Origin of the sequence: Actinoalloteichus spitiensis RMV-1378, assembly GCF_000239155.1 — a bacterium.
GTDB classification, from domain to species: domain Bacteria; phylum Actinomycetota; class Actinomycetes; order Mycobacteriales; family Pseudonocardiaceae; genus Actinoalloteichus_B; species Actinoalloteichus_B spitiensis.
In genome coordinates this window covers 1-6,806 of sequence record NZ_AGVX02000575.1, presented here as the reverse complement: position 1 = coordinate 6,806, position 6,806 = coordinate 1, and the positions used below count along the sequence as shown (strand labels likewise).

At 73.1% G+C, this 6,806-nt stretch carries 5 protein-coding genes; all 5 read left to right on the top strand.

All coding sequences use genetic code 11. The features are described from left to right. Positions 1-694 (top strand): amidohydrolase family protein (locus ACTIDRAF_RS0221980; protein ID WP_016700865.1); only part of this gene is annotated, 694 nt, incomplete at its 5' end. Next, positions 691-1,215, top strand: a complete 525-nt coding sequence (locus ACTIDRAF_RS0221975) for a PH-like domain-containing protein (RefSeq protein WP_016700864.1) — start codon at positions 691-693, stop codon at positions 1,213-1,215. The genes ACTIDRAF_RS0221980 and ACTIDRAF_RS0221975, both read left to right, overlap by 4 nt. A gap of 65 nt (positions 1,216-1,280) precedes the next feature. Continuing rightward, complete coding sequence (gene carA / locus ACTIDRAF_RS0221970) at positions 1,281-2,405, top strand: glutamine-hydrolyzing carbamoyl-phosphate synthase small subunit (protein ID WP_016700863.1); 1,125 nt, start codon at positions 1,281-1,283, stop codon at positions 2,403-2,405. A gap of 83 nt (positions 2,406-2,488) precedes the next feature. Next, the gene (gene carB, locus ACTIDRAF_RS0221965) at positions 2,489-5,794 is read left to right on the top strand and encodes a carbamoyl-phosphate synthase large subunit (protein WP_016700862.1); all 3,306 of its coding nucleotides are present in this window, start codon (positions 2,489-2,491) and stop codon (positions 5,792-5,794) included. Next, positions 5,791-6,642: an orotidine-5'-phosphate decarboxylase gene (pyrF, locus tag ACTIDRAF_RS0221960; protein ID WP_016700861.1), complete on the top strand. Its 852-nt coding sequence runs from the start codon at positions 5,791-5,793 to the stop codon at positions 6,640-6,642. Before carB ends, pyrF begins: the two co-directional genes overlap by 4 nt. Positions 6,643-6,806 lie beyond the last annotated feature (164 nt).

Genomic DNA, 6,806 nt, shown 5'->3' with positions numbered 1-6,806 from the left:
GGCGGGCTGGCCCGCCCCCGCCGAGGAGTCCATCGTCGCGCGGGACTGCATGCTGGCCCACCACACCGGGGGGCGGCTGCACGTCTGCCACGTCTCCACCGCCGGCACCGCCGACGTGCTCCGCTGGGCGCGCGGACGGGGCGAGGGCACGATCACGGCGGAGGTCACCCCGCACCACCTGCTGCTCACCGACGAGCGGCTGGCCACCTACGACCCGGTGAACAAGGTCAACCCGCCGCTGCGCACCGCCGCCGACACCGAGGCGCTGCGCACCGCCCTGGCGGAGGGGGTGGTGGACTGCGTGGCCACCGACCACGCGCCGCACGCCCCCCAGGAGAAGGACACCGAGTGGGCCTGCGCACGTCCGGGGATGCTCGGGCTCCAGACCGCGTTGTCCGTGGTGGTGCTGACGATGGTGGAGACCGGCCTGCTGGACTGGCGCGGGGTGGCCCGCGTGATGAGCGAGCGCCCGGCGGAGATCGCCGGCCTCGGTGACCAGGGGAGGCCGCTCCGCGTCGGTGAGCCGGCGAACCTGACCCTGGTCGACCCCGGGGCACGCTGGGTCGTGCGGGGTGGTGAGCTGGCCAGCATCGCCGACAACACGCCCTTCGAGGGCATGGAGTTGCCGGCCACCGTGGCCGCGACGGTGCTCCGCGGACGGTTGACCTCGCTAGACGGGAAGGTTCTCTCGTGATCCGACTGCTTCTCACCCTGCTGGTGCTCGCGGTCTTCGCGGTGTGCGTGTACGGCATGTGGCGCGGCTGGCGGCGCCGGGCGAGCCGGCAGGAAGCCCTGCTCGGCGACTTCCCCGCCCCTCCCGCCGGTGCCCTCACCGCCCCCGGGGTGCTGCCCGAGCTGACCGGCGTCTACGTGGGCGCCACCAGCGGCGGCAACTGGCAGGACCGCATCGTGGCCGGTGACCTGGGCCACCGCTCGGTGGCCACCCTCCGGCTGCTGCCGGAGGGGCTGCTGGTCGACCGGGTCGCCGCCAGCCCGATCTGGATCGCCGCCGCCGACCTCGTCGACGCCAGGCTGGACAGCAAGCTCGCCGGCAAGGTCATGCCGGGAGGGGGTCTGCTCGTGGTGTCCTGGCGGCACGGCGAGTACGTCCTCGACCTCGCGTTCCGGGCCGACGACCGCGCCGACGACGAGACGTGGGTCGAGCGGATCCGCGCGGTGGCCGAGGAGAGCACCACCACCAGGACCACGCCGTGAGGCCGGGCGCCAGCAGCGCCCCGGCGGCGGCCCCCCCACACGACCACATCGGAGGTCCACGCGCGATGACCGACCGTTCCGCAGCGGCACTGGTACTCGAGGACGGCAGGGTGTTCCGGGGCGAGGCGTACGGAGCCGTGGGGCAGTCCCTCGGCGAGGTCGTCTTCTCCACCGGGATGACCGGCTACCAGGAGACGCTGACCGACCCCTCCTACCACCGCCAGATCGTGGTGCAGACCGCCCCGCAGATCGGCAACACCGGGTGGAACGACGAGGACGACGAGTCCCACCGGATCTGGGTCTCCGGCTACGTCGTCCGCGACCCAGCCCGGGTCCCCTCCAACTGGCGGTCCACCCGCTCACTGGAGGACGCGTTGCGCGAGCAGGGCGTCGTCGGCATCGCCGGCGTCGACACCCGCACCCTGACCCGCCACATCCGGGAGCGGGGCGCCATGCGGGCCGGCGTCTTCTCCGGCGACGCCGTGGCCGGCGACGAGGAACTCCTCACCCGGGTCCTGGGCTCCGAGGGCATGGTGGGAGCCGACCTCGCCGGGGATGTCACCACGAGCGAGCCCTACGTGGTCCCCGCCGTGGGCGAGCGCCGGTACACCGTCGCCGCCCTGGACCTGGGGATCAAGTCGAACACGCCGCGCATGATGGCGGCCAGGGGCATGGAGGTCCACGTCCTCCCCCTGGGCACCTCGGCCGAGGAGCTGCTCGCCGCGGCGCCGGACGGGGTGTTCCTGTCCAACGGCCCCGGCGACCCCGCCACCGCCGACACCGCCGTGGCACTGGCCAGGGCCGTGCTGGCGGCCCGGGTGCCGCTGTTCGGCATCTGCTTCGGCAACCAGATCCTCGGACGAGCCCTGGGCCGGGGCACCTACAAGATGCGCTACGGCCACCGGGGCATCAACATCCCGGTCATCGACGTGGAGACCGGGCAGGTCGCGATCACCGCGCAGAACCACGGCTTCGCCGTCGAGGGCGAGCCGGGCGAGGTGTTCGACACCGACTTCGGTCCGGCCAAGGTCAGCCACTACTGCCCGAACGACGACACGGTCGAGGGGCTGCGCTGCCTGGAGGCCCCCGCCTTCAGCGTGCAGTACCACCCGGAGGCCGCCGCCGGCCCCCACGACGCGGCGCCGCTGTTCGACCGCTTCGCCGGGTTGATGGACCGTTCCGGGCACTGACGCCCACACCTGACCACTGCCACACGGTGATCCGGCTTCCGGTAACCGCGAGCTGACGACGAAAGAGGGGCGGGGCGAACCCGATGCCCAAGCGCAACGACATCTCCCATGTCCTGGTGATCGGCTCCGGACCGATCGTGATCGGCCAGGCGTGCGAGTTCGACTACTCCGGCACGCAGGCCTGCCGGGTGCTCCGGGAGGAAGGGCTGCGGGTCAGCCTGGTGAACTCCAACCCGGCCACGATCATGACCGACCCCGAGTTCGCGGACGCCACCTACGTGGAGCCGATCACCCCCGAGTTCGTGGAGAAGGTCATCGCCGCCGAGCGGCCGGACGCGATCCTGGCGACCCTGGGCGGCCAGACCGCGTTGAACACGGCGGTCGCCCTGGCCGAGCGCGGTGTGCTGGAGCGGTACGGGGTCGAGCTGATCGGCGCCGACATCGAGGCGATCCAGCGGGGCGAGGACCGGCAGCGCTTCAAGGACATCGTGCGGGACGTCGGCGGTGAGGTCCCCGGGAGCCGGGTGTGCCGGTCGATGGACGAGGTCCGCGAGTGCGTCGCCGAGCTCGGGCTGCCGGTGGTGATCCGGCCCAGCTTCACGATGGGCGGTCTCGGGTCGGGGATGGCCCACACCGAGGAGGAACTGGAGCGGCTCGCCACCATCGGGCTCACCGAGAGCCCGGTGCACGAGGTGCTGATCGAGGAGAGCGTGCTCGGCTGGAAGGAGTACGAGCTCGAACTCATGCGGGACCGCGCGGACAACGTCGTGGTGGTCTGCTCGATCGAGAACGTCGACCCGATGGGCGTGCACACCGGGGACTCGGTCACCGTGGCGCCCGCGATGACGCTCACCGACCGCGAGTACCAGCGGATGCGGGACGTCGGGATCGCCGTGCTCCGCGAGGTCGGCGTCGACACCGGCGGCTGCAACATCCAGTTCGCGGTGAACCCGGCGAACGGCCGGCTCGTGGTGATCGAGATGAACCCCCGGGTGTCGCGGTCCTCCGCGTTGGCCTCCAAGGCCACCGGGTTCCCGATCGCGAAGATCGCCGCGAAGCTCGCCATCGGCTACACCCTGGACGAGATCCGCAACGACATCACCGGTGAGACACCGGCCAGCTTCGAACCCACCCTCGACTACGTCGTGGTCAAGATCCCCCGCTTCGCCTTCGAGAAGTTTCCGGGTGCCGACCCGACCCTGACCACGACCATGAAGAGCGTGGGCGAGGCGATGTCCCTCGGCCGCAGCTTCGTGGAGGCGCTGGGCAAGGCGCTGCGCTCGATGGAGACCAAGGCCGTCGGGTTCTGGACCAGGGAGGACCCGGCGGGCACCACCCTCGAGGACACCCTCGCCGCGCTGGCCACCGGCCACGACGGCCGGCTCTACACCGTCGAGCGCGCGCTGCGGCTGGGGGCCACCGTCGACCAGGTGGCCGAGGCCTCGGGGATCGACCCGTGGTTCGTCGACCAGATCGCCTCGCTCGTCGAGCTGCGGACCCGGGTCATCGAGGCCCCGGTGGTCGACGAGGAGCTGCTGCGGCGGGCCAAGCGGTGCGGTTTCTCCGACCGCCAGATCGCCGCCCTGCGCCCCGAACTGGCCGGGGAGGACGGGGTGCGCGCCCTGCGCCACCGGCTCGGGGTCCGCCCGGTGTACAAGACGGTGGACACCTGCGCGGCCGAGTTCGCCGCGCGCACGCCCTACCACTACTCGGCCTACGAGGCCGATCCCGCCGCCGAGTCCGAGGTCACCGAGCAGCGGGAGCGCCCGAAGGTCATCATCCTCGGCTCCGGCCCGAACCGCATCGGCCAGGGCATCGAGTTCGACTACTCCTGCGTGCACGCTGCGATGGCGCTGCGGGAGGCCGGCTTCGAGACCGTCATGGTCAACTGCAACCCGGAGACCGTCTCCACCGACTACGACACCTCCGACCGGCTGTACTTCGAGCCGCTGACCCTGGAGGACGTCCTGGAGGTCGTGCACTCCGAGCAGCGGTCGGGGACGGTGACGGGTGTCGTCGTCCAGCTCGGCGGCCAGACCCCGCTCGGCCTCGCGCGGCGGCTCGCCGAGGCCGGGGTGCCGGTCGTGGGCACGCCGCCCGAGGCGATCCACCTGGCCGAGGACCGGGGCGCCTTCGGGGAAGTGCTCCGCCAGGCGGGCCTGACCGCCCCCCGGTACGGCACCGCCACCTCCTTCGAGGGGGCGCGGCGCATCGCCGACGAGATCGGCTACCCGGTGCTCGTCCGGCCCTCCTACGTGCTGGGCGGTCGGGGCATGGAGATCGTCTACGGCGAGGAGTCCCTGGCCAGCTACATCGAGCGGGCCACCGAGGTCACCCCGGAACACCCGGTGCTGGTGGACCGGTTCCTCGACGACGCCGTCGAGATCGACGTCGACGCCCTGTGCGACGGCGAGGACGTGTTCCTCGGCGGCGTGATGGAGCACATCGAGGAGGCCGGGGTCCACTCCGGTGACTCCTCCTGCGCGCTCCCGCCGATCACCCTCGGCCAGACCGACCTGGAGGAGGTGCGGCGCTGCACCGAGCGGCTGGCCAGGGGCCTGGGCGTGCGCGGCCTGCTCAACGTGCAGTTCGCCCTGAAGGAGGACGTGCTCTACGTCCTGGAGGCCAACCCCCGGGCCAGCCGGACGGTGCCGTTCGTCTCCAAGGCCACCAGCGTCCCCCTGGCCAAGGCGGCCGCCCGGATCATGCTCGGCGCGACCATCGCCCACCTCCGGGAGGAGGGGATGCTCCCGCCCACCGGGGACGGCCTCGACCTGCCGGCCGACAGCCCGGTCGCCGTCAAGGAGGCGGTCCTGCCCTTCCACCGCTTCCGCACCCCGGAGGGGCACGGGGTGGACTCGCTGCTGGGGCCGGAGATGAAGTCCACCGGTGAGGTGATGGGCATCGACGTGGCCTTCGGTCCGGCCTTCGCCAAGTCTCAGGCCGCGTCCTACGGGTCGCTGCCCACCTCGGGCCGCGTGTTCGTCTCGGTGGCCAACCGGGACAAGCGGTCGCTGGTCTTCCCGGTCAAGCGCCTGGTCGACCTGGGCTTCGAGATCCTGGCGACCTCCGGTACCGCCGAGGTGCTGCGCCGCAACGGCATCACCTCCACCGTGGTGCGCAAGCACTACGAGGGCAGCGGGAACATCGTGGACCAGATCAGGGCCGGCGAGGTCCAGATGGTCATCAACACCCCCTACGGCAACCACGGGCCCCGGGTGGACGGCTACGAGATCCGCACGGCGGCGGTGGCCAGGGACATCCCCTGCATCACCACCGTGCAGGGCGCCGCGGCGGCCGTCCAGGGCATCGAGGCCGCCATCAGGGACGACATCGGGGTCCGCTCCCTGCAGGACCTCCAGGCGGCGCTGCGGAAGGGACGCGCATGACGGAGCTGGACTCCGGCCGGCGGGAGCCCTTCGGCCGCCGGCTCGCCGCGCTGCGCGCCGAACGCGGACCGCTGTGCGTCGGGATCGACCCGCACCCGGCGCTGCTGACCGACTGGGGGCTGCCGGCCACCGCCGACGGGCTGGAGACGTTCGCGCGCAGCTGCGTGGAGGCCTTCGGCGCGGAGGTCGCGGTGGTGAAACCGCAGTCGGCGTTCTTCGAGGCGTACGGCGCGCGGGGCGTGGCGGTGCTCGAACGGGTGGTGGCGGACGTGCGTGCCGCCGGCGCGTTGGTCCTGCTCGACGCCAAGCGCGGCGACATCGGCTCCACGATGGCCGCCTACGCCGCGGCCTACCTGGCGGAGGGTGCGCCGCTGGCCGCCGACGCGCTCACGGTGTCGCCGTACCTGGGGTTCGGTTCGCTGGACCCGGCGCTGGCGGCGGCGCGGGAGACGGGCCGGGGGCTGTTCGTCCTCGCGGCGACCTCGAACCCGGAGGGGCCCGAGGTGCAGCGGGCGGCCACCGGCTCGGGGACGGTCGCCCAGCGGATCGTGGACGCCGCCGGCCGGCACAACCCCGTGGGGGAGGGGCCGGGCGGGGTCGGTGTCGTGATCGGGGCGAACCTGCCCCGCCTGGAGCTGGACCTGTCGCGGCTGAACGGCCCGGTGCTGGCGCCCGGCTTCGGGGCGCAGGGCGGCACCGTGGCGGACCTGCGCCGCAACTTCGCCGGGGTCCTCGGGCAGGTGCTGCCGACCTCGTCCCGGGACGTCCTGCGGCACGGCCCCGACGTGGGCGCCCTGCGGGCCGCCGCGCGGCGGACCAGGGATGCCGTGGCCGACCTGGTCGGCTGACCGCAGCGGCGTGCGCCGCCCGGGGAGGTCCGGTCGGCGCGCCCACCGCTGGCGGCCGGCCCGCACTGCGGCGGCACCACTCTGTGGCGGGAAACACGCCGCCGACGGGTGACGCCGGGGGCGGGCGAGCGGTGGGAGTGGCCGGCTTCGGACCGAACGCCAGC

Coding starts and splice junctions, on each gene's coding strand:
- pyrF (WP_016700861.1), top strand. CDS start 5,791: ATGACGGAGCTGGACTCCGGCCGGCGGGAGCCCTTCGGCCGCCGGCTC.
- carB (WP_016700862.1), top strand. CDS start 2,489: ATGCCCAAGCGCAACGACATCTCCCATGTCCTGGTGATCGGCTCCGGA.
- carA (WP_016700863.1), top strand. CDS start 1,281: ATGACCGACCGTTCCGCAGCGGCACTGGTACTCGAGGACGGCAGGGTG.